This is a genomic window from Proteus sp. fly-1089, from assembly GCF_040138965.1.
Taxonomy (GTDB): Bacteria; Pseudomonadota; Gammaproteobacteria; order Enterobacterales; family Enterobacteriaceae; genus Proteus; species Proteus vulgaris_B.
This window is the reverse complement of sequence record NZ_JBEETS010000001.1, coordinates 546,320-568,178: the sequence shown is the minus strand read 5'-3', so window position 1 is coordinate 568,178 and position 21,859 is coordinate 546,320. Positions and strand designations below refer to the sequence as shown.

Sequence of the window (21,859 nt, the reverse complement as noted above, 5' to 3'; positions counted from 1 at the left end):
TACATCTGATTTTACACCTTTTTTATCATTACATTATATCATGTGAAAATTTATCATATGCGATTTCATTGACTCTCTATAGGTTCCTAAGTTATTTATTAATAAATAAATTTTGATAGGAATGCATTATGCCATTACATTTTTCTGGTCGGATTTTCAGCGCGCTATTATTAGTAGGAACATTATTAACAGGATGTGATAATAACGATAAAAACAGCTATTCAATCAAAGTTGGTGTGATCAATGGTGCTGAACAAGATGTGGCTGAAATTGCCAAAAAAGTGGCTAAAGAAAAATATGGCTTAGAGGTTGAGTTAGTAGGTTTTAGTGGCTCATTATTACCAAATGATCCCACAGCGAATAAAGAATTAGATGCTAATGTTTTTCAACATCGTCCTTTTCTTGCTCAAGATAATCAATCTCGTGGTTATAATTTAGTGGCTGTGGGCAATACCTTTGTTTTCCCTATGGCTGGCTATTCAACAAAAATTAAACACCCTTCTGAGTTAAAGTCTGGTGACACCATTGCAGTTCCTAACGATCCAACCAATTTGGGCCGAGCTTTACTGTTATTAGATAAAGAAAAACTTATCACATTAAAACCAAATAGTGGCTTATTACCTACGGCTATTGATATTATTGATAATCCTCTTAAATTAAAAATTATGGAGCTAGAAGGCGCACAATTACCACGAGTGTTAAACGATCCTAAAGTCACCGTTGCCATTATTAGCACCACCTACATCCAACAAATTAATTTATCTCCGACAAAAGACAGTATTTTTATTGAAGATAAAAACTCACCTTACACCAATATTATTGTGGCAAGAGAAGATAATAAAGACGCTGATAATGTACGTGATTTTATCAAAGCTTATCAATCTCCCGAAGTTGCAACAGCCGCCGAAACCATTTTTAATGGTGGCGCAGTTCAAGGTTGGTAAAATTTATTAGCTTTTTTTATGACATACTCCACTTAAACTACCTAAACAAACGCCTCATTAAACTTTTATAATGAGGCGTTTGTTTTTAGATTAAACCGTAAAACTAATCACAGCATATTACGAATAACATAATGTAATATGCCACCGTGTTGGAAATAAGCGAGTTCGGTTTGTGTATCAATACGGCAACGCGCCATAATAGTTTCAGTGCGATTATCCGCAAAAGTAATATTAACCGCGACATCTTGGCTTGGTGTTAATGCATTAAGTCCGGTGATCTCAATTTTCTCATCACCTTTTAAGCTTAATGTTTGACGTGTAACACCTGTGGGGAATTCTAACGGTAAAACACCCATACCAATCAAGTTAGAACGATGAATACGCTCAAAAGAACCCGCAATCACGACACGAACACCTAATAAACGCGTTCCTTTTGCTGCCCAGTCACGGCTAGAGCCTGAACCATACTCACTCCCTGCAATGATCGCCAGTGGAGTATTTTCTTGCTGATAACGCATTGCAGCATCATAAATTGCTAACGTTTCCCCTGTTGGAATATGTTTGGTGAAACCACCTTCAATTCCCGGAACCATTTCATTACGAATACGAATATTGGCAAAGGTGCCTCGCATCATAACTTCATGATTACCACGTCGAGAGCCGTAGGAGTTAAAATCTTTCGGTTCTACCCCATGTTCACGCAAATAACGCCCTGCGGGACTATCGGCTTTAATGTTTCCAGCAGGTGAAATATGGTCAGTTGTTACCGAATCACCTAAAATTGCCAAGATACTGGCTTGGTGAATATCATTAATTGGTGCTGGCGTTTTCGTCATCCCTTTAAAGAAAGGTGGATGACGAATATAAGTAGAATCTGCCTGCCAAGTATAAACTGGCGTATTTTGTGTTTTCAGTGATTTCCATGTTTCATCTCCCTCAAACACCGCAGAGTACTCTTTATGGAACATCTCCGTTTTCACTTTTTCAACAGCATCCGCAATAGCCTTACTGTCAGGCCAAATATCTTTTAAGTAAACAGGGTTACCCTGCTTGTCTTTACCTAAAGGCTCTTTAGTAAGATCGATACTTATATTTCCTGACAATGCATAAGCAACCACTAGCGGAGGCGAAGCTAACCAGTTGGTTTTCACTAATGGATGGATACGACCTTCAAAGTTACGATTACCTGATAATACCGCTGCAATAGTTAAATCATTGTCTTTAATTGCGCTTTCAATTGGCGCTAATAAAGGCCCTGAATTACCAATACAAGTAGTGCAACCGTAACCCACAAGATTAAAACCTAACTCATCAAGATAAGGCGTTAATCCCGCTAAATTAAGGTAATCTGTGACGACTTTAGAGCCGGGTGCTAAAGAGGATTTAACCCAAGGCTTACGTTGCAATCCTTTTTCTACTGCATTTTTAGCCAGTAACCCCGCAGCCATTAAGACATTTGGATTTGAAGTATTTGTACAGGATGTGATTGCGGCAATAACGACAGCGCCATCAGTGAGTTTAAATTCAGGATAATTATCAATTTTTACTTCAGGAAAGTGTGAAAGTGGTTTCTTGTTTGTTTCAAGCTCTACTGCCGCTTTAAATGCATTAGGAACACTTGCTAAATTTACTCTATCTTGAGGACGTTTAGGTCCAGCTAGGCTTGCTTCAACGGTTCCCATATCAAGAGATAATGTAGAGGTGAAGATAGGCTCATCACCTGTATGACGCCATAAACCTTGTTCTTTACTATAAGCTTCAACTAAAGCAATTTCTTGCTCTTCTCGCCCAGTTAAACGCAAATAATCAAGCGTAATATTGTCTATTGGGAAAAAGCCACATGTTGCTCCGTATTCTGGCGACATATTAGCTATTGTTGCCCGATCAGCTAAAGGTAATGAGGCTAAACCATCTCCGTAAAACTCAACAAATTTTCCTACTACACCGTGGGCTCGTAACATTTGGGTGACAGTAAGCACAAGATCTGTTGCTGTAATACCTTCTCGCAGTTTGCCTGTCAGTTTAAAACCAACAACATCAGGAATAAGCATTGAAATAGGCTGACCTAACATTGCTGCTTCAGCTTCAATACCTCCAACCCCCCAACCTAAAACACCGAGGCCATTAATCATGGTTGTATGAGAATCTGTTCCTACTAAGGTATCTGGATAAGCTACATAGCGACCATCTTTTTCTTCAGACCAGATAGCTTTACCTAAATACTCAAGGTTTACCTGATGGCAAATCCCTGTTCCTGGTGGCACAACACGAAAACGTTCAAATGATTGCTGCCCCCAACGCAAGAAAAGGTAACGTTCATAATTGCGTTCCATTTCTATTTCAACGTTTTCAGCAAATGCATTTTTACTTGCGTATTCATCAACCATCACAGAGTGATCGATAACTAAATCAACGGGCGACAATGGATTAACCTTTTCCACCTGTCCGCCCAATGATTTTACTGCTTCTCGCATTGCGGCTAAGTCAACAACAGCAGGCACACCGGTAAAATCCTGCATTAAAACCCTTGCTGGTCGATAAGCTATTTCACGAGATGCATGAGCAGTTTTTTGCCAATCAACTAACGCCTTAATATCATCTTCAACAACCGTATCATTGTCGAGATAACGTACTAAATTTTCTAACAGTACCTTCAGAGATTTAGGAAGACGGGTAATATCGCCTAATTGACGAGCAACTTCAGTAAGGCGGTAATACTCATATTCACGTGATCCAACTAAGAGCGTGGAATGGCTCTCTTTTTTCAAGTGTAACGACATAGCTCCTCCTTCTTATTTTTATACTGACAGCATATTTAAACCATCAAAATAGGTAAGGTTATCTATTAAACATATCATATAACTTATAATTTGGCTTAAGGATCACACAATTTGTTAACGTAATGTTATGGCCGTCATGGTGTTAATAAATTTTAGTCTCAAGATTTTCATCTAATTAGGATTTAATAACGGAGTTATAACTATGAAAGGATGAAATTTATGAATAATAAACAATCTGAGTTACTAAAGAATATAATGAGTGCCGATCATTACTTTGCTGAACCTATCACGCCTCCTTTTCCGCAAACTTTATCGATAAACCCATTACATTCTCAAAATCTAAAAGATACTGAAGGCTTGGTACAATTTATTATCGCCTCACCAAAATTGTTTGAAGAATTTGAAATAGAAAAAATGTTAAAACTTAAAAATATTCAAATTGGACTTATTTCTATCATAGCGAACCATCTTGCCGCATTAAAAAAGGAAGACAACGAAGCCTATTATCGTCCTGAACATTGGTTAGAGACGCTGAATCATCTTCCTCTTTTAGGACAAAATAAGGTGGAAACAAGAAATCTCCACAAACAGACATTTGATCTTTCGGTTGCTCAAGCTTTTATTCAGTTATTACTCGGTACAGCGATTAATGCCACCTCACCTGCTTTAAATGAGTTTATTGATTTTTTACGTACTCAAGGCCAAAAAATAGAAATTGGATTACGACAATCATTAGATAGTTATCAAACAATAACCGTTGCAGGAGTGACCGAGATCCTTAATCATAACAACCACCTTATTTTTGTACCTAAGTTAAAAATCCTGAGCTTACGTTTTTCATATCAATCAGCAAAAATGCTCCTTGCCAGTTGTATTGGACGTAAATTTACTGTGTCTTTAGAGTACAGCACGATCACCTCTATCTTTGATGCTAATGCACTGGATGATCCGGAAATTAATCAACAGTTTTATGATTTTTTAAATAAATATCGTCAACTAAGAATTACAAAATCAGACGCTTTTTTTAGTGGGGATTTTTATTTGAAATAAGTTATGCGGGGTTAAGATTGATGATTACGCTTGAAGGCGGGAATTACCCGCCTTTCAGTATTAAACTAATGGCAATTCAATATCTTTAAATAGCTCTTCAATTTCTTCATGTGTTCGCAATGTAACTGCTTGTTCAATTAAATTACGAGTTAGATGTGGGGCAAAACGCCACATAAAATCATACATATAACCACGTAAGAAACCACTGCGACGGAACGCAATTTTCGTTGTGCTGTAGCTAAACTTATCGCGCATATCAATCGCCACTAAATCACTGTCTAGCACAGGATCAAACGCCATACTAGCAATTACACCAATACCTAAATGCAATCTTACATACGTTTTAATGACATCAGCATCTGTTGCAGTGAAAACAATTTTAGGTTTTAAACCTACTTGGCCAAAAGCATCATCAAGATCAGAACGCCCTGTAAAACCTTGGGTATAAGTCACGATGTCGTAACCAGCAAGCTCTTTCAGTGTGACTTCTCTTTTTTGTGCCAAAGGATGATCTTTAGGAACCACCACAATACGATTCCATCGATAACAAGGTAGCATCACTAAATCGTTATAAAGATGCAGTGACTCTGTCGCAATAGCGAAATCACTTTTACCTCTGCAAACATCTTCAGCTATTTGTGTTGGTGAACCTTGATTCATATGTAATGAAACATCAGGATAACGCTCAATAAAGCCTTTTATCACAGGTGGCAATACATAACGAGCTTGAGTATGTGTTGTTGCAATAGACAGTGAGCCTCTATCCGGATAAGTATGTTCCCCTGCTGCAGAGCGAATGGCTTCTGTTTTTGACAAGATTTCTCTAGACAGCCTAACAATCTCTTCACCTGCGGGTGTTACATGCGTTAAATGTTTACCACTACGAGAAAATATTTGTATACCTAATTCATCTTCTAACATGCGGATCTGCTTACTTATCCCCGGTTGAGATGTATACAAACGCTCTGCCGTGGTTGATACATTTAAATCGTTATTCACCACTTCAACGATATAACGCAACTGTTGTAATTTCATAGAGAGGCTATCCCTTCAACAAAAGACTTATTATTCCGTTATTCTATTTATATTCATATAACTAAAAAGAATAATAAAGATGTAATATATAACCACTATATCACTTATTTCATTTCGGTCTAACGTAATTAATAGGGTTATTTAGGTTTTGTTATATCGAATGGTTATAAGCTATAAATAAGCATAAAAAAAGCTGACTAAATGTCAGCTTTTATTCTAGAACAATAATGGCTTTAAATTATTTAATTACACCGCATGCCATTCTTGCACCACCACCGCCAAGCGCTTCTGGATTATCCGAATAGTTATCACCACCGACATGCACCATTATGGCTTTATCTTTCACTTGCTCAAGTTTAGTTAATTTTGGCGCTAATACTGCGTAATCAGCAACACCTTTATCATTAACAACCAATCCAGGTAAATCACCTAAGTGCCCTTCATTATTATAAGGCCCCAAATGAACCCCCGTTTTTTCAGGATCTAAATGACCACCCGCTTTTAAAGCAGGAACCGGTTTACCCTCTTTCATATCTGGCTCACAAGAGCCATTAGCATGAATATGAAAACCATGCACACCGGGGGTTAATCCTGTCAATTTTGGCGTAAATAACAGCCCATAATCGGTTTCTGTGATGGTAACAACACCAATATCGTTACCTGCACCTGTAGGAAGCGCTTCTTTCAACGTGACATCTAATGTGGCTGCACTCGCCACTGAGGTGAAGAGTAAACTAGAGAGTAACAAAGGCATCAGTTTCATAGTATCTCCGTCTTATTATTAGCAAAGTAAAATATCAGACAAATAGAAATTAACCACTTATACTGTTTCAATGTACATTAATTAGCATATCTTCTTCATACAAAAAAAGCGACTAACTCTCATTAGTCGCTTTTTTATTTATCGAGTGATACCAATGTTATTTGGTTTTTTCAACCCATTTACCATCGATATAAAACGCAGACCAACCCGTTGCTTTGCCATCTTTTTCAGAAGAAACATATTGTTGTTTAGTTTTACGACTAAACCGCACAATAGTTGGATTTCCTTCTGGATCAGCCACAGGCGCTTCAGCTAAATAACGCATTTTCTCTGCTAATCTGTCTTTAAAGCGAACCAATTCTTCTACTTTTGGTGCGCGCGTTTCTCTTGATTTAGGGAAGGTATTTGCGGCTAAGAATACACCCGCAGCACCATCACGTAAGACAAAATACGCATCAGATTTTTCACACGGCAACTCAGGAAGCGGTACAGGATCTTCCTTCGGTGGCGCAATTTCACCACTTTTTAAGATTTTACGGGTATTTTTACATTCATCATTGGTGCAACCCATGTATTTACCAAAACGCCCCATTTTCAGATGCATTTCAGAGCCACATTTATCACACTCTATGACAGGCCCTTCGTAACCTTTTAAGCGGAATTCACCCTCTTCGACTTCATAACCATCACATGCCGGATTATTACCACAAACATGTAATTTACGATGCGTGTCAATCAGATAGCTGTCCATTGCAGTACCACATTTCGGACAACGACGACGTGCACGTAATGCGTTAGTTTCTGCATCTTCCCCTTCAAGAATATTCAATAATTCATCTTCAGGGATAAGGTTAATAGTCTGTTTACAACGTTCTTTTGGTGGCAATGCGTAACCTGAGCAACCTAAGAACACCCCCGTTGTTGCCGTTCGAATTCCCATATGACGAGAACATGTCGGACATTCAATTGAGGTAATAACCATTGGGTTTGGTCGCATTCCGCCTTCTTCAGGATCTTTTTCAGCCACTTCGAGTTGCTGACTAAAATCTGAGAAAAACGCATCTAATACCGCTTTCCAATTTTCTTCATTATTCGCAACATGGTCGAGGTGATCTTCCATTTGCGCAGTGAAATCGTAATTCATTAAATCGCTAAAATTCTCTTCTAAGCGATCAGTAACAATTTCACCCATTTTTTCTGCATAAAAACGGCGATTTTCAACTTTTACATAACCACGATCTTGAATAGTGGAAATAATAGACGCATAAGTTGAAGGACGACCAATACCACGTTTTTCTAATTCTTTAACTAACGTAGCTTCACTAAAACGTGCTGGTGGCTTAGTAAAGTGTTGAGTTGGTTCTAATTCAACTAAAGCAAGTTTTGCGCCAACATCAACAGCCGGCAACGTCTTATCTTCATCTTTATTACGCATTGCTGGCATCACTTTCGTCCAACCTGCAAAACGTAGAGTACGACCTTTAGCACGTAATTTATAATCACCTGATTCGACTGTTAATGTCGTTGAATCATATTTTGCTGGTGTCATTTGACACGCCACAAATTGGTTCCAAATTAGTTGATATAATCGTTTGGCATCGTTATCCATATCTTTTAAAGATTCTGCGATAACGTTGATATCCGAAGGACGAATAGCTTCGTGCGCTTCTTGCGAATTTTCTTTGCTCGAATAAACATTTGGCTCTTTCGGCAAATACTTAGCACCAAATTGCTCACTGATATAATCACGCGCCATTTGAATTGCATCCTGACTTAAGTTAGTCGAGTCAGTACGCATATAGGTAATATAACCTGCTTCATAAAGGCGTTGAGCTAGCATCATTGTCTTTTTCACACCAAAACTTAAACGCGTACTTGCCGCTTGTTGTAAAGTTGATGTGATAAGTGGTGCACTTGGTTTGCTTGATGTTGGTCTATCTTCACGATCTTTTACTGTGAAGGTTGCATTTTTTAATGCATTAACCGCAACCTGTGTTTCATCAGATGAAACAGGATTGAAGGCTTTATCATTATAATGCGTGACTTCCATACGCAATGGTTGTTCATCAGGTGTTAATAATGATGCGTGTAACTGCCAATATTCTTCAGGAACAAAGGCTTTAATCTCACGCTCACGTTCAACCAATAGACGAACAGCGACAGATTGCACTCGACCCGCAGATAATCCACGAGCGACTTTTTTCCAAAGTAAAGGTGAAACCATATAGCCCACAACACGATCCATAAAACGACGTGCTTGTTGCGCGTTAACGCGGTCTATATTTAACTCACCTGGAGTTTGGAAAGCTTGTGTAATAGCATTTTTCGTGATTTCGTTAAAAACCACTCGACTAAATCTTTCATCATCACCGCCGATAACTTCGCGCAAATGCCACGCGATAGCTTCTCCTTCGCGGTCAAGGTCCGTTGCGAGATAGACATGATCAGCTTTATCAGCCAATGCTTTTAGTTCAGCCACAACCTTTTCTTTGCCGGGTAGAATTTGATAGTTCGCATTCCATCCATTATAGGGGTCTATTCCCATACGGCTGACTAAGGCTGATTTCTCATCCTTTTTAACTTTTTTCACGCCTTTCGTGGCGGATGAGTTTTCGCTCTTCTGGCTGCCAGAACCACTCTTGGGCAAATCACGAATGTGACCCACGCTAGATTTAACTACGTAGTCATTGCCAAGATATTTATTGATCGTTTTGGCTTTTGCCGGGGACTCCACGATTACAAGAGCTTTACCCATAATTACCTTTACCTAATTAAACTTTGTTATGACGGTATTGTTTAATACCCTCAACTAAAAAAATGTTTAAAATCTCTTTTTTATATTGCGTTAGTTTTGCAATATATCAACCTGTTTTTATTCAAAGCTTTTGTTTGAGCTCAAAACTCATTACTTTTTTTGAGGTATTTTAATCACCTCACTGCTTTGATCGGGCAACGGGCAAATTATATTTGCTACATATAGCGTAGCTAAGCTTTTAAAAATGCCACACTCTACCTGATAAAAAGTGAGGCGCAACAAATTATTTTTCTAAGGAGCACAAATTATGTCAACACAAACTACACCGATTACAACAGAGATGCTACTTGAAAAAGCGAATAAAATCATATGTGAACATGAGGATTATTTACAAGGTATGCATGCAGATTCTGTTGAACAAAAAGGTAATGTCCTCGTATTTAAAGGCGAATTTTTTTTAGATGAGCAAGGTTTACCTACAGCAAAAAGCACTGCGGCTTTTAATATGTTTAAGCATTTAGCACATGTGTTATCAGATAAGTATCATTTAGAATAATCGCCGTTAGGATTATTTCACACTTAATCTCACTATCGAGAAAGAGGCGTTACTTGCCAGTTATTGCTTTTTCAAAAAAATAACTAGCATAAAAAATCACATACAAAGAATAAAAATGCAAAAAAGGAAGGCGATTTATTGTTTTCTGATGTTTATGATTATACCTACCTATTAATATAATCAGTAATATCAATTATTTTTATTTTGTTTTTACCGCTATATTGGCACCTCCTAGAAAGAGGAAATATTTACCCTGTTGTTGTTAAGCAATATCAATTATTTCTTTGATTGCCAGTGAATACTTCACTGGCTTTTTTTTGCCTTATTGCAATACGATTTGCCAATAAAACATCAAAATAGCGGTTTGAAAAATTCAAGAAGTGTTGATAAACAAGAAGGGAAAATAACAGCGATACCAAGCTTTAGGTTTTAAATTCTCGGTATCGCTAAATAAAGCTTAATCTTGTGTACTCGTTTGGACTATAGCAATGGTTTTTTACTTCTTTGAACCCAACGCATCATCAATTTATCAACGCTTTCCATTGCACCGCCCGTAACACGTTCAACCATTTTCTTTTTAAGAACATATTGAACAGAAAAGACTTCATAGTCGTTAATGTGATTAATTAACCAGTCATCACTCACACCAACTTCATCAATTAAGCCTTTATTCAATGCTTCTGTGCCGTACCAATATTCTCCCGTAGCGACACTATCAATATCAAGTTGAGGGCGGTATTTATGTACAAAAGATTTAAATAACAAGTGTGTTTCATTTAAATCTTGTTTAAATTTCTCACGACCTTCTTCTGTGTTTTCACCCAACAAAGTTAATGTACGTTTATATTCACCAGCAGTATGTAACTCAACATCAATATCATTTTTCTTAAGCAATCGGTGAATGTTAGGGATTTGAGCAACGACACCAATTGAGCCAATAATCGCAAAAGGTGCTGCGACGATTTTATCAGCCACACAGGCCATCATATATCCACCACTTGCGGCGACTTTATCGACAACCGCAGTAAGTTTAATGCCTTTTTCTTTTAAACGTGTTAATTGCGCAGCAGCTAGCCCATATCCATGAACCATGCCACCAGGGCTTTCTAAACGGAGTAAAACTTCATCACCGGTTTGGGCAACAGAAAGAATGGCACTGATCTCTTCACGTAATGCACCTACTTCATGCGCATCCATACTACCATTGAAATCAAGAACATATAAACAAGGTTTTACAACGCCTTTCTTACCTTCTTTCGCATTGTTTTTACTTTGTTTATTTTCTTTTTTCTGCTGTTTTTTAAACGCTTTGTACCAGACCTTTAATTCAGCATCATCCATTCTCGCTTGTTGCATTACCCGCTGTTTTTCTTCATAAGCTTCAGCAAGATCTGTCACTTTTAACGTGCCTTTTCGATTTTGCTTCTTATTTCCAATAACGATAAAAAACAACACAATAGCGATAATAGCCACGACAACCGTGGCGATCTCTGCTAAAAACAGTCCATATTGTAAAATATACTCCACAAAGACCTCTTTTTAAGGTTAATAACACTGACTAAAACCAATATGCCTAGTTTAACGAAATTCTGCTTTAGCGCTAGTCACAAAGGCATAATTATGGGCAATACCATAAAGAAAATAGCCATAAATTGTAAACAAAAAACTAGACTAAACTGGTCGCTAGACAAATAAGACGTTACACTTTATTTACTTTTTACTAGACAGGATATCAATATGTTGCAATATCAACCGGATCATAGCGTGCTAAAAGATAAAATTATTCTAGTAACTGGTGCTGGTGATGGCATAGGAAAAGAAGCCGCACTAACTTATGCGCAATATGGCGCAACACTTATCTTATTAGGCCGTACTTTATCAAAACTTGAAGATGTTCAAGAAGAAATCATTACATCAGGAGGACAACAACCGATGTTGTATCCCCTTGATTTACTTACAGCAACTGAAAATGATTTTCAGCAATTTGCTGATACACTTGTTAAACGCTTTCCTCACCTTGATGGTGTGCTACAAAATGCAGGTCTGCTAGGTGTTGTTGAACCAATCATTAATCAACCAAGTAATCTTTGGCATGATGTTATGCAAGTTAACGTCAACGCGACATTCATGCTGACTAAAGCACTGTTACCTTTAATGCTAAAAGCCCCTCATGCAAGTCTTATTCTCACCACATCCAGCGTCGGGCGCCAAGGTCGTTACGGTTGGGGCGCTTATTCTGTTTCCAAATTCGCAACAGAAGGCTTTATGCAGGTACTCAATGAAGAATATAACGATAGCACCTTACGAATTAACTGCATTAATCCTGGTGGCACTCGTACCGCAATGAGAGCCAGTGCGTTTCCTGATGAAAATGCACAAAAGCTAAAAACACCTAAAGACTTAATGCCGTTATATCTCTACTTGATGAGTGATGACAGCATCGATGTAAAAGGACAATCTTTAGATGCCCAACCAGGTCGCAAAGCCGGCCCTGCTGAATAACATAAACTCGAGGTCAAAAATGAATGATGCACAACACCAAAAACGCCAACAACGTTTAAAAGAGAAAGTAGATACCCGAATTGAGCAAGCTCAAAGAGAACAAGGTATTTTGATGATATTTACAGGTAATGGTAAAGGTAAAACGACGGCAGCGATGGGCACAGCGACACGTGCTGTTGGTCATCAAAAAAAAGTCGGTGTTGTGCAGTTTATTAAAGGAACATGGGAGAACGGTGAACGTAATTTATTAGAGCAATTTGGTGTGCCTTTTTATGTCATGGAGACAGGCTTTACTTGGGAAACTCAAGATAAAAGTACCGATACAACTGCTTGCTTAAATACATGGCAATATGCACTCAAATTGCTTAACAACCCAGAATATGATTTAGTTATCCTTGATGAAATTACCTATATGATTAGCTTTAACTATTTACCATTAGATGAGGTTATTTCAGCGATTAGCTCTCGCCCTGCGCACCAAAACGTTATTATTACAGGAAGAGGCTGCCATAGAAAATTAATTGAGTTAGCTGATACGGTGACAGAAATGCGTCCTGTCAAACATGCTTTTGATAGTGGGATAAAAGCACAACAAGGCATAGATTGGTAACGACTGAGTAACAAGCGCAATCTAAACATTACATAAGAATGGGCTCTCCTAAAATACCCGCACCAAATATGCGTCCATTTTTTTTAATAAAATCTAAATACATCTCCCTATCAACAAAAATATGCCTTCTTATTTGTTGATCATAGAGTATTGCCATCTTCATAATATGTTTATGATACTCATCATAAAATAATATTCTTTCAGTAGAGTTTCTCGATGTTAAATATTTTTTAACTATTTCGTGAATACTTATTGCCTCTTTCATTAAATTTTCATCACTGAAACTAAAGTTAGCTTCTAACGGAGATAAACTATCTGTTCGTGTATTATTTTCATCGATCCAATTAAATTGGTTTTCTGCTTTATATTGAGTTAATAAATCACGCTCTGAATAAAATTTAATACCATAGGGGAACTTAATAATATATTGATGGAAATCATTTTTTGTAAAACATTTGGTCAATACATTTACTTTTTCATTACCTTCCCAATCAGATAAATAAGTAGGTAATGATTCATCGATTGGAATATCACAGTTAAATATATTATTATCAATAAAGAGAGAATCTGAGCTATTTATCGCGCCTCTTAAAAGTATACCATTTACCCATACAGTACGCTCCTCTATGTGCATTTCCTCAGATGGGGTATATTCTTGTTTAAATAATGCTGTAAAACTATAATATATATCCCTATTAGGATTAATTATGCCACCCCTATTCCCCGGATAAATCATAAATATACTTTGTTTACCTTGTCCATCAACAAGTACATGTTCACCATTATTTAGTTTGATTTTTTTTACTTCACCTTTACCCATCACAAATTTAATATTATCAATTTTAAACTCTAAAAGTTCTAATTGGTTATTGCTGATGTAGAAAACACCATTTTGCTTTTCTCTTATTGCGGGATAATCACACCCCGTGACTAAAGAGGTTATATATAATGCAACTATCAAATAAAAATAACGATACATATTATTTTGAATACCTTATCGTTAAATATCAAATTATATCGTGGAAACAATATAACTATCATAGATATATTTATAATAAAAATAAAGCTATCAAAAAAGAGGCTCCCAATGTTTATTGGTTGCCTCTTAATGAAAAATGATATTTTAATTTAAAATAATAAATAATTATTCGAAAACTACTTATTATTTCCAGCTGACTGACGACGACTTGACGCTCTTTTTGCAGGTGACGTAGAGGTACGAGCTGATATTTTAGTATGACGCTTAACTGCACGGCGAATTTGATTTGCTTTAATTCGACGTTGGTCTTTTTCTACCGCCACTTTTGTTACTGTCTCATCATTTAATTCAACCAGTTGACGCAAGTAGTTAATCTGCTCTAACCCAAGTTCTACCCAACCACCGCGTGGTAAGCCTTTAGGTAAATCAATATCACCATAGCGAACACGAATAAGACGACTTACTTGAACACCAACAGCTTCCCACATACGGCGAACTTCACGGTTACGGCCTTCTGTCAGTGAAACGTTGTACCATTGGTTAATTCCTTCACCACCACGATAAGAAACAGAGCGAAATGATGCTGGGCCATCTTCTAGTTGCACACCACGAGTTAGTTGACGAATTTTAGCGTCATCAATTTCACCGAAAACACGAACCGCATATTCACGTTCAACCTCACGGCTTGGATGCATTAGACGGTTAGCTAATTCACCATCTGTTGTAAATAACAATAATCCACTGGTATTCACATCAAGACGACCAACAGCGATCCAACGAGCACTGTTAAGACGAGGAAGACGTTGGAAAACGGTAGGACGGCCTTGTGGATCACTACGAGTACACAGTTCACCTTCAGGTTTGTAATACGCTAACACTCGACAAACATCTTTTTGGGCTTCGCGAATATTTAAAATACGACCATCTAAGCGGATTTTTGCTGTTGTGGTGACATCAATACGATCACCTAATTTTGCTTTTGTACCATCAATGCTGATACGTCCTTCTTGAAGGTAACCTTCAATCTCACGACGAGAGCCGTGGCCAGAACGAGCAAGAATTTTTTGTAATTTTTCAGTACGTTGCGATTTATCGCTCATGAAACAACCTCATGTGTCGCCTTCACAGGCGTCATAAAAATAGAATTAATTTTTAAAAAATCAATTGAGTAAAAAATAACCCATGTTTATTAAATTCACTCATAAACACAGGCTTATTGATTCAATAGTGAACAATGTTGATGCTTTTCACATCAACATTGTGATAAATAGTCTCGATAAAATAGCATGACGGTTTTACTTCTTTTTTGTTATGTATATTAGCGTATCAACGAAAACGCGCATTGACATAACCGATTTTAAAAACAAGCACCGTGATTTTTATCGCAATGTATAAATTTAACACAAGCGGTAAATCCCTTCACCTTTTATCTCTTTATCTCACGATAAATTTCTTTACTATGCATCTATCGAATCGATATTTAGTTTAATCGGCCAAATCATTTACTGAAATGGAGTAATATCTCCAGTGCCTTCTCGGATTATCACCGGGCTATCTTCTGTTAAATCAATGACTGTTGTAGGCTTTTGACCTAAATAGCCACCATGGATCACTAAATCCACTTGTTTGCTTAATAAATCGTTGATTTCTTCAGGATCAGACTCTGCAAAATCATTACCTGGTAAAATCAGGCTAGTTGACATTAATGGCTCACCAATATTTTCTAACAATGCTAATGCAATAGGGTTAGAAGGAACACGTAAGCCAATCGTTTTACGTTTATCATTCATCAAACGTTTTGGTACATCTTTAGTTGCTTTTAAGATAAAGGTGTAATTACCTGGAGTGTTATTTTTTATTAATCGAAATACCACATTATCAACATAAGCGTAATTAGCGATTTCTGATAGATCGCGACACATCAGTGTGAAATTATGGTTTTTATCTAATTGACGAATACGACAAATCCGCGTCATTGCATCTTTATTTTCTAAGCAACAGCCAATAGCATAGCCAGAATCTGTTGGATAAATCACCACTCCGCCTTTGCGTAAAATATCAGCACTTTGTTCAATTAAACGAGCCTGCGGATTATCAGGGTGAATATAAAAAAGTTGGCTCATACATCCCTCAACGAATATCTAATGTTACTCCTGCCATAGCGACCAAACTGGTTCAACGCCACCGGGTAACCATAAATTACGCCCCAACTCTATCCACGAGCAAGGACGATGAAAATCAGAACCTAACGAAGCTTTTAACTCATAAGATTGAGCTAATGCTGCGTGTTGTTCCCGTTCTTGTGGTGGTTGTTGACATTGTGCCACTTCGATTGCATCACCACCTTGTTGTTTAAAATAAAGTGTTAATCGTTTTAACCATTTAGAAGATAGACCATATCGGCCCGGATGTGCTAACACTGCAACACCACCAGCAGCATGAATTGCTGTGACAGCGTCACCAATTGAGCACCATTGCGGGGGTACATAGCCCGTTTTTCCTTTCGCTAAATAACGTTTAAATACTTTATTAACTGAGGCAACATGTCCGTCATTCACTAAAAAGCGAGCAAAATGCCCTCTTGTTACTTGCCCACCATGCGCTAGCGCTTTAGCACCTTCAAAAGCATTGGCAATACCTGCTTTTTCTAATCGCTCACCTATCATTATCGCACGTGTTTCACGACATTGACTTTGTGATGAAAGGAGCGATTTCATCGCGTTATGGTCGATATCCATATTTAATCCAACAATATGGATTTCTATATTCTCCCACAAAGTCGATATTTCGACACCTGATATCAGAGTAAGAGGCAGATTTTTTTCTGTAATATAATGGTTAGCAGGTGCAATGGCCGCTGTTGTATCGTGATCCGTGATCGCTAAAACATTAATTTGACGCTCTATCGCTCTATCAACCAGTTCTTCTGGTGAAAGCTCGCCATCTGACGCGGTAGTGTGGCTGTGTAAATCATAAATCACTCTTAAATCAGATAGCCCTTCAGTCATCACGTCTCCCTTTTTACCTTAGCAAGATAATAATTTTTAAAGAGTATGCCATAAAGTACTTGACGAACCTAACGCAATCCAGTTTACTAGTACGCAATACGAGCTAGTTCACTTTCTATTTATCTGTCGTTGGCTATAAGGAGATCTTATGAATATCAATCAACATCTTATCGCTCTTTGGTGGCGCAACACTCTTTTATGGGCGGTTTGATCTCCGGCTTAACGTCAGTGATATCTAAAACCCGCCTACGCGGGTTTTTTTATGCTTTAAAAACAGTAAATAAAGAAAATAATATAGAGCGATAACAATGAATACATCACTTGCATTCCCATTTAATACCAAGGCAACGCCACTGCCTTATCACAGCGAACCAGCTTTGCTTTTCAATACATTATGTGAAAATCAACACTACACATTATTGTTAGAATCTGCACAAATCGACACTAAAGCAAACTTAAAAAGCTTATTAATTGTTGATAGTGCATTACGCATCAGTGCAGTAAAAAATCAAGTCACTATTGATGCATTAAGCGTTAATGGGCAAGCGTTATTGCCAGCATTAAAAATCGCACTAAAAGAAAAAGCTAGTTTAACGTTAGAGAGCGACAAACAGTGTGTTTTTAATTTTGCAACGCCTTCACAAGAGACTGATGAAGAAAGCAAATTAAAATCAGCTAGCGTATTTGATGCGTTACGTTTCTTTCTTGTTAATAAAGACACTAAAGATGCAAATTTTATCTTTGTTGGTGGCTTATTTGCGTATGATTTAGTCTGCGGATTTGAGTCTATTCCTGAATTAGAAAGTGATTTTTCTTGCCCTGATTATTGCTTTTATTTAGCTGAACAATTAATCGTGATCGACCATCAAAATAAAGATAGCCAGTTGGTTTCTATTGCATTTACTGATGATAAAACAGAATGTCAACGCCTCACTTTACGACAAACCGAATTAATTTCGCTAGCTAAACAACCATTAAAACACCCTATTCGCCCCGCTTTAACAGCAGAGGGTTCAGCGATACACGCCAATATGGACGATAAAGGCTATGGTGATATCGTTGAGGCGATGAAAACCTATATTCGTCGTGGTGATATTTTCCAAGTCGTGCCATCACGTCGTTTTCAAGTAGCTTGCCCTTCACCACTTGCTGCATATCAAGTGTTGAAACAGAAAAACCCAAGCCCGTATCTGTTTTATATGCAAGATGCTCTATTCACTGTTTTTGGTGCATCACCAGAAAGCGCACTAAAATATCAAACCAGTGATCGCCAAATTGAAATTTACCCTATTGCGGGAACTCGTCCTAGAGGACGCAATGCTGATGGTTCAATTAATGCAGATTTGGACAGCCGCATTGAGCTAGAAATGCGTACTGACACCAAAGAACTTTCAGAGCATTTAATGTTAGTTGATTTGGCGCGTAATGATTTGGCTCGTATTTGCCAAGCTGGCAGTCGCTATGTTGCAGAACTAACAAAAGTTGATCGTTATGCTTTTGTGATGCACTTAGTCTCTAGAGTGGTAGGTAAATTACGTGATGATTTAGATATTTTCCATGCTTACCAAGCATGTATGAATATGGGAACACTATCAGGTGCCCCTAAAGTCAGTGCTATGCAATTAATTGCTCGTTATGAAAAAACGAAACGTGGTAGCTATGGTGGAGCCATTGGTTATTTTACTGGTGCCGGTGATTTTGATACTTGCATAGTTATTCGCTCTGCTTATGTTGAAAATAATATTGCTACTATTCAAGTCGGCGCTGGAATTGTGCTCGATTCTGATCCCAAAATGGAAGCGGAAGAAACCCGCAATAAATCACAAGCTGTAATTAATGCCATTTTGCAAGCTCACACAGAAGTACAAATGCAGGAGGCTTGCTAATGGCAACTATCTTACTTCTCGATAACATCGACTCTTTTACCTACAACCTAGTCGATCAACTGCGTAGCCTCGGTAATACCGTCGTCATTTATCGCAATAGCGTCACTGCCGATTTTATTGAACAGAAATTACATGAACTAGATAACCCCATTTTGTTGTTATCTCCGGGGCCAGGCGCACCTTCACAAGCTGGTTGTATGCCTGAACTATTGAAGCGTGTACTCGGTACATTACCTGTTGTTGGCATCTGTTTAGGCCATCAAGCCATCATTGAAGCTTACGGTGGAAAAGTTTCTTCATGTGGAGAGATCTTACACGGTAAAGCGACATTGGCTGAACATGATAACAATGAGATGTTTGTTAATTTACCCAACCCTTTACCTGTTGCACGCTATCATTCGCTTTCTGGAGAACACGTTCCCGAACAACTTATTATCAATGCGTGGTGCGATAACACTGTTATGGCGGTGCGTCACCGTCAACATAAAACCTGTGGTTTTCAGTTTCATCCAGAATCAATTTTAACCACCAAAGGCGCACAACTTTTAGAACAAACAATCGCATGGGCATTAACTCCTAAAGGAGACGCATAAAATGGAAACTATCTTCAACAAATTATTTAGCGCGCAGCAGTTAACATTAGAAGAAAGCCAAACTCTGTTTAGCGCGATTATCCGTGGTGAATTAACAGAATCACAATTAGCCGCTGTATTAATTAGTATGAAAATGCGTGGTGAACATCCACAAGAAATCGCCGGTGCTGTACGAGCATTACTTGAAAATGCACTGCCATTTCCTCGTCCTGATTACACTTTTTGCGATATTGTTGGTACTGGTGGTGATGGCGCAAACAGCATCAATATATCAACCGCTAGCGCATTCGTAGCGGCAGAAGTCGGTATTAAAGTTGCCAAACATGGCAACCGCAGCGTATCTAGTCGCTCAGGCTCATCCGATTTACTCGCTGCTTTTGGTATTCCATTAGATAGAAGTGCAGATGATGCACGTCAATTATTAGATGAAGTAGGACTTTGCTTTTTATTCGCACCGCAGTATCACAGTGGTTTTCGTTTTGCAGCCCCTGTGCGCCAGCAACTAAAAACACGCACCTTATTTAACGTACTAGGTCCCTTGATTAATCCAGCTCGTCCACCATTAGCATTAATTGGTGTTTATAGTCCTGAGTTATTAATGCCTATTGCAGACACACTAAAAGTATTGGGTTATGAACGTGCCGCAGTGGTACACAGTGGTGGTATGGATGAAGTGTCGTTACATGCTCCGACTCAAGTCGCTGAATTACGTAATGGTGAAATTACACGTTACGAACTTACACCAAGCGATTTTGGTCTTCGTCCTTGTTCAATGGCCGATTTGGAAGGTGGCACGCCTGAAGTTAACCGTCAATTATTGGCAAATTTACTGCAAGGTGAAGGAAAAAGAGCACATACCGAATCTGTTGCAGCTAATGTCGCTTTATTAATGCGTTTACATGGGCAAGAAGATTTAAAAATGAATACTGAAGTTGCCATGCACGCCATTTATAGCGGTAAAGCAATAAATCGTGTCACTGCATTAGCAGCTAGAGGATAAAAACATGACTGTATTAAACGCCATTGTAAAAGATAAAGCAGAATATCTGATTGCACGTAAAGCAAGCCAACCATTATCAGAATTTTCGCATCAAATAGTGCCATCAACGCGCTCGTTTTATCAGGCATTAACTCAACCTAATACTGTTTTTATTTTAGAATGTAAAAAAGCATCGCCCTCAAAAGGATTAATTCGTGCTGATTTTGATCCTTCTACAATTGCAAAAATTTATCAGCCTTATGCTGCGGCAATTTCGGTATTAACCGATGAAAAATATTTTCAAGGAAGCTTTGATTATTTACGTCAAGTCAGCCAAGCCGTACATCAGCCAGTTTTGTGCAAAGATTTTATTATTGATGAATACCAAATCTATTTAGCACGTTTTTATCAAGCAGATGCCATCTTATTAATGCTCTCAGTCTTAGATGATGAGCAATATCACGCGCTATCGACGGTTGCTCATCAATTAAATATGGGTGTATTAACCGAAGTCAGTACAGAAGAAGAGCGTCAGCGAGCAATTAAGCTTAATGCTAAAGTTATTGGTATTAATAATCGCGATTTGCGTGATCTCTCTATTGATTTAGCGCGCACTCAACAACTAAGCCAAGGATTACCAAAAGATGCAATCGTGATCAGTGAATCTGGTATTCATACCCACCAGCAAGTCCAAGAGTTAAGTCAATATGCTAATGGTTTTCTGGTAGGTAGTGCCTTAATGTCACAAGAAAATATTGACCAAGCGGTGAGAGCGCTTGTTTTGGGAAAGCATAAAGTGTGCGGGTTAACTCGTACACAAGATGTAAAAGCAGTTTATGAAGCTGGTGCTTATTATGCAGGATTGATTTTCGCAGAAAAATCCCCGCGTAAAGTGACATTGTCACAAGCACAAGCGTTGATAACACAAGCCCCCTTAGCGTTTGTGGGTGTTTTTCAAAACCAACCCATTGCACTTATTTGTGACTATGCTGAAAAACTTAATTTATCTGCCATTCAATTACATGGGCAAGAAGATGCTCAGTTTATTGAGCAACTTAGACAAAAAATTCAACCTAACTGTGAGATTTGGCAAGCAATAAATATGGCAATCCACAATGATATTTCTCCCATTTCACACGTTAATAAATATGTACTTGATAATGGCACAGGCGGTACAGGAATAACGTTTAATTGGCAAAAAATTCCAAACTCAATACGTGAAAAAGCATTACTTGCTGGCGGCCTTAATAGTGAAAACTGTTTAGATGCAGTTAAAACAGGCTGTATCGGGCTTGATTTTAACTCTGGGGTAGAATCGGCTCCTGGCATAAAAGATGCACAACGTCTAGACCAAGTGTTTGCACAATTACAGCGAAACTAAATTTCATAAAAATAAAATTTTAAACAGGATGACATCAC

Annotated in this window: 16 protein-coding genes and 1 pseudogene; 8 read left to right on the top strand and 9 right to left on the bottom strand. The window is 38.1% G+C overall.

Annotated elements, in window-relative coordinates; genetic code table 11:
* Nucleotides 1–128: 128 nt before the first annotated feature.
* Nucleotides 129–944, top strand: a complete 816-nt coding sequence (gene nlpA / locus ABN080_RS02690; protein ID WP_196553108.1) for a lipoprotein NlpA — start codon at nucleotides 129–131, stop codon at nucleotides 942–944.
* A gap of 107 nt (nucleotides 945–1,051) precedes the next feature.
* On the opposite strand, the gene acnA is transcribed toward nlpA, so the two are convergent.
* Entirely contained in the window at nucleotides 1,052–3,724 is a 2,673-nt protein-coding gene (gene acnA, locus ABN080_RS02685) for an aconitate hydratase AcnA (RefSeq protein ID WP_349440273.1), read from the bottom strand.
* Nucleotides 3,725–3,943: 219 nt separating this feature from the next.
* Between acnA and ABN080_RS02680 the strand changes: the two genes are divergently transcribed.
* Nucleotides 3,944–4,774 (top strand): Evf family palmitoylated virulence factor, encoded by an 831-nt coding sequence (locus tag ABN080_RS02680; RefSeq protein WP_349440272.1) that lies wholly within the window; start codon nucleotides 3,944–3,946, stop codon nucleotides 4,772–4,774.
* Between the two features lie 60 nt (nucleotides 4,775–4,834).
* Here ABN080_RS02680 and cysB read toward each other — a convergent pair whose 3' ends face one another.
* From cysB to topA, 3 genes are all read right to left on the bottom strand, one after another.
* Complete coding sequence (gene cysB, locus ABN080_RS02675; protein ID WP_072068003.1) at nucleotides 4,835–5,809, bottom strand: HTH-type transcriptional regulator CysB; 975 nt, start codon at nucleotides 5,807–5,809, stop codon at nucleotides 4,835–4,837.
* A gap of 238 nt (nucleotides 5,810–6,047) precedes the next feature.
* On the bottom strand, nucleotides 6,048–6,572 hold the full coding sequence (gene sodC, locus ABN080_RS02670) for a superoxide dismutase [Cu-Zn] SodC (RefSeq protein ID WP_349438927.1): 525 nt from the start codon (nucleotides 6,570–6,572) through the stop codon (nucleotides 6,048–6,050).
* 157 nt (nucleotides 6,573–6,729) lie between these two features.
* Complete coding sequence (topA, locus tag ABN080_RS02665) at nucleotides 6,730–9,327, bottom strand: type I DNA topoisomerase (RefSeq protein ID WP_072068002.1); 2,598 nt, start codon at nucleotides 9,325–9,327, stop codon at nucleotides 6,730–6,732.
* Nucleotides 9,328–9,634: 307 nt separating this feature from the next.
* Here topA and ABN080_RS02660 point away from each other — a divergent pair, with 307 nt between their 5' ends.
* The gene (locus ABN080_RS02660; RefSeq protein WP_072068001.1) at nucleotides 9,635–9,883 is read left to right on the top strand and encodes a YciN family protein; all 249 of its coding nucleotides are present in this window, start codon (nucleotides 9,635–9,637) and stop codon (nucleotides 9,881–9,883) included.
* A gap of 480 nt (nucleotides 9,884–10,363) precedes the next feature.
* On the opposite strand, the gene sohB is transcribed toward ABN080_RS02660, so the two are convergent.
* Nucleotides 10,364–11,410 carry a protease SohB gene (gene sohB / locus ABN080_RS02655; RefSeq protein WP_072068000.1) on the bottom strand — a complete coding sequence of 349 codons (1,047 nt, stop codon included), beginning with the start codon at nucleotides 11,408–11,410 and terminating at the stop codon, nucleotides 10,364–10,366.
* A 213-nt stretch (nucleotides 11,411–11,623) separates the two neighbouring features.
* Here sohB and ABN080_RS02650 point away from each other — a divergent pair, with 213 nt between their 5' ends.
* The gene (locus ABN080_RS02650) at nucleotides 11,624–12,385 is read left to right on the top strand and encodes a YciK family oxidoreductase (protein WP_176694681.1); all 762 of its coding nucleotides are present in this window, start codon (nucleotides 11,624–11,626) and stop codon (nucleotides 12,383–12,385) included.
* A gap of 19 nt (nucleotides 12,386–12,404) precedes the next feature.
* Nucleotides 12,405–12,995, top strand: a complete 591-nt coding sequence (gene cobO, locus ABN080_RS02645) for a cob(I)yrinic acid a,c-diamide adenosyltransferase (RefSeq protein WP_196553113.1) — start codon at nucleotides 12,405–12,407, stop codon at nucleotides 12,993–12,995.
* A 28-nt stretch (nucleotides 12,996–13,023) separates the two neighbouring features.
* On the opposite strand, the gene ABN080_RS02640 is transcribed toward cobO, so the two are convergent.
* The 4 genes from ABN080_RS02640 to rnm all read right to left on the bottom strand — a co-directional run bounded on the left by ABN080_RS02640 (nucleotide 13,024) and on the right by rnm (nucleotide 16,982).
* Nucleotides 13,024–13,974 carry a hypothetical protein gene (locus tag ABN080_RS02640; protein ID WP_349440271.1) on the bottom strand — a complete coding sequence of 317 codons (951 nt, stop codon included), beginning with the start codon at nucleotides 13,972–13,974 and terminating at the stop codon, nucleotides 13,024–13,026.
* A 176-nt stretch (nucleotides 13,975–14,150) separates the two neighbouring features.
* On the bottom strand, nucleotides 14,151–15,074 hold the full coding sequence (gene rluB, locus ABN080_RS02635; RefSeq protein ID WP_036937111.1) for a 23S rRNA pseudouridine(2605) synthase RluB: 924 nt from the start codon (nucleotides 15,072–15,074) through the stop codon (nucleotides 14,151–14,153).
* A gap of 402 nt (nucleotides 15,075–15,476) precedes the next feature.
* A complete protein-coding gene (locus ABN080_RS02630; protein WP_072067997.1) occupies nucleotides 15,477–16,097 on the bottom strand; it encodes an L-threonylcarbamoyladenylate synthase in 621 nt (206 codons plus the stop codon).
* Nucleotides 16,098–16,121: 24 nt separating this feature from the next.
* Complete coding sequence (rnm, locus tag ABN080_RS02625) at nucleotides 16,122–16,982, bottom strand: RNase RNM (RefSeq protein ID WP_072067996.1); 861 nt, start codon at nucleotides 16,980–16,982, stop codon at nucleotides 16,122–16,124.
* A gap of 308 nt (nucleotides 16,983–17,290) precedes the next feature.
* Between rnm and ABN080_RS02620 the strand changes: the two genes are divergently transcribed.
* The 3 genes and pseudogenes from ABN080_RS02620 to trpCF all read left to right on the top strand — a co-directional run bounded on the left by ABN080_RS02620 (nucleotide 17,291) and on the right by trpCF (nucleotide 21,821).
* The gene (locus tag ABN080_RS02620) at nucleotides 17,291–18,868 is read left to right on the top strand and encodes an anthranilate synthase component 1 (RefSeq protein WP_196553115.1); all 1,578 of its coding nucleotides are present in this window, start codon (nucleotides 17,291–17,293) and stop codon (nucleotides 18,866–18,868) included.
* A pseudogene (trpD, locus tag ABN080_RS18215) lies at nucleotides 18,868–20,461 on the top strand (bifunctional anthranilate synthase glutamate amidotransferase component TrpG/anthranilate phosphoribosyltransferase TrpD). Before ABN080_RS02620 ends, trpD begins: the two are co-directional and overlap by 1 nt.
* A gap of 4 nt (nucleotides 20,462–20,465) precedes the next feature.
* Nucleotides 20,466–21,821 carry a bifunctional indole-3-glycerol-phosphate synthase TrpC/phosphoribosylanthranilate isomerase TrpF gene (gene trpCF, locus ABN080_RS02605; protein WP_349440268.1) on the top strand — a complete coding sequence of 452 codons (1,356 nt, stop codon included), beginning with the start codon at nucleotides 20,466–20,468 and terminating at the stop codon, nucleotides 21,819–21,821.
* The last annotated feature ends 38 nt before the right edge of the window (nucleotides 21,822–21,859 follow it).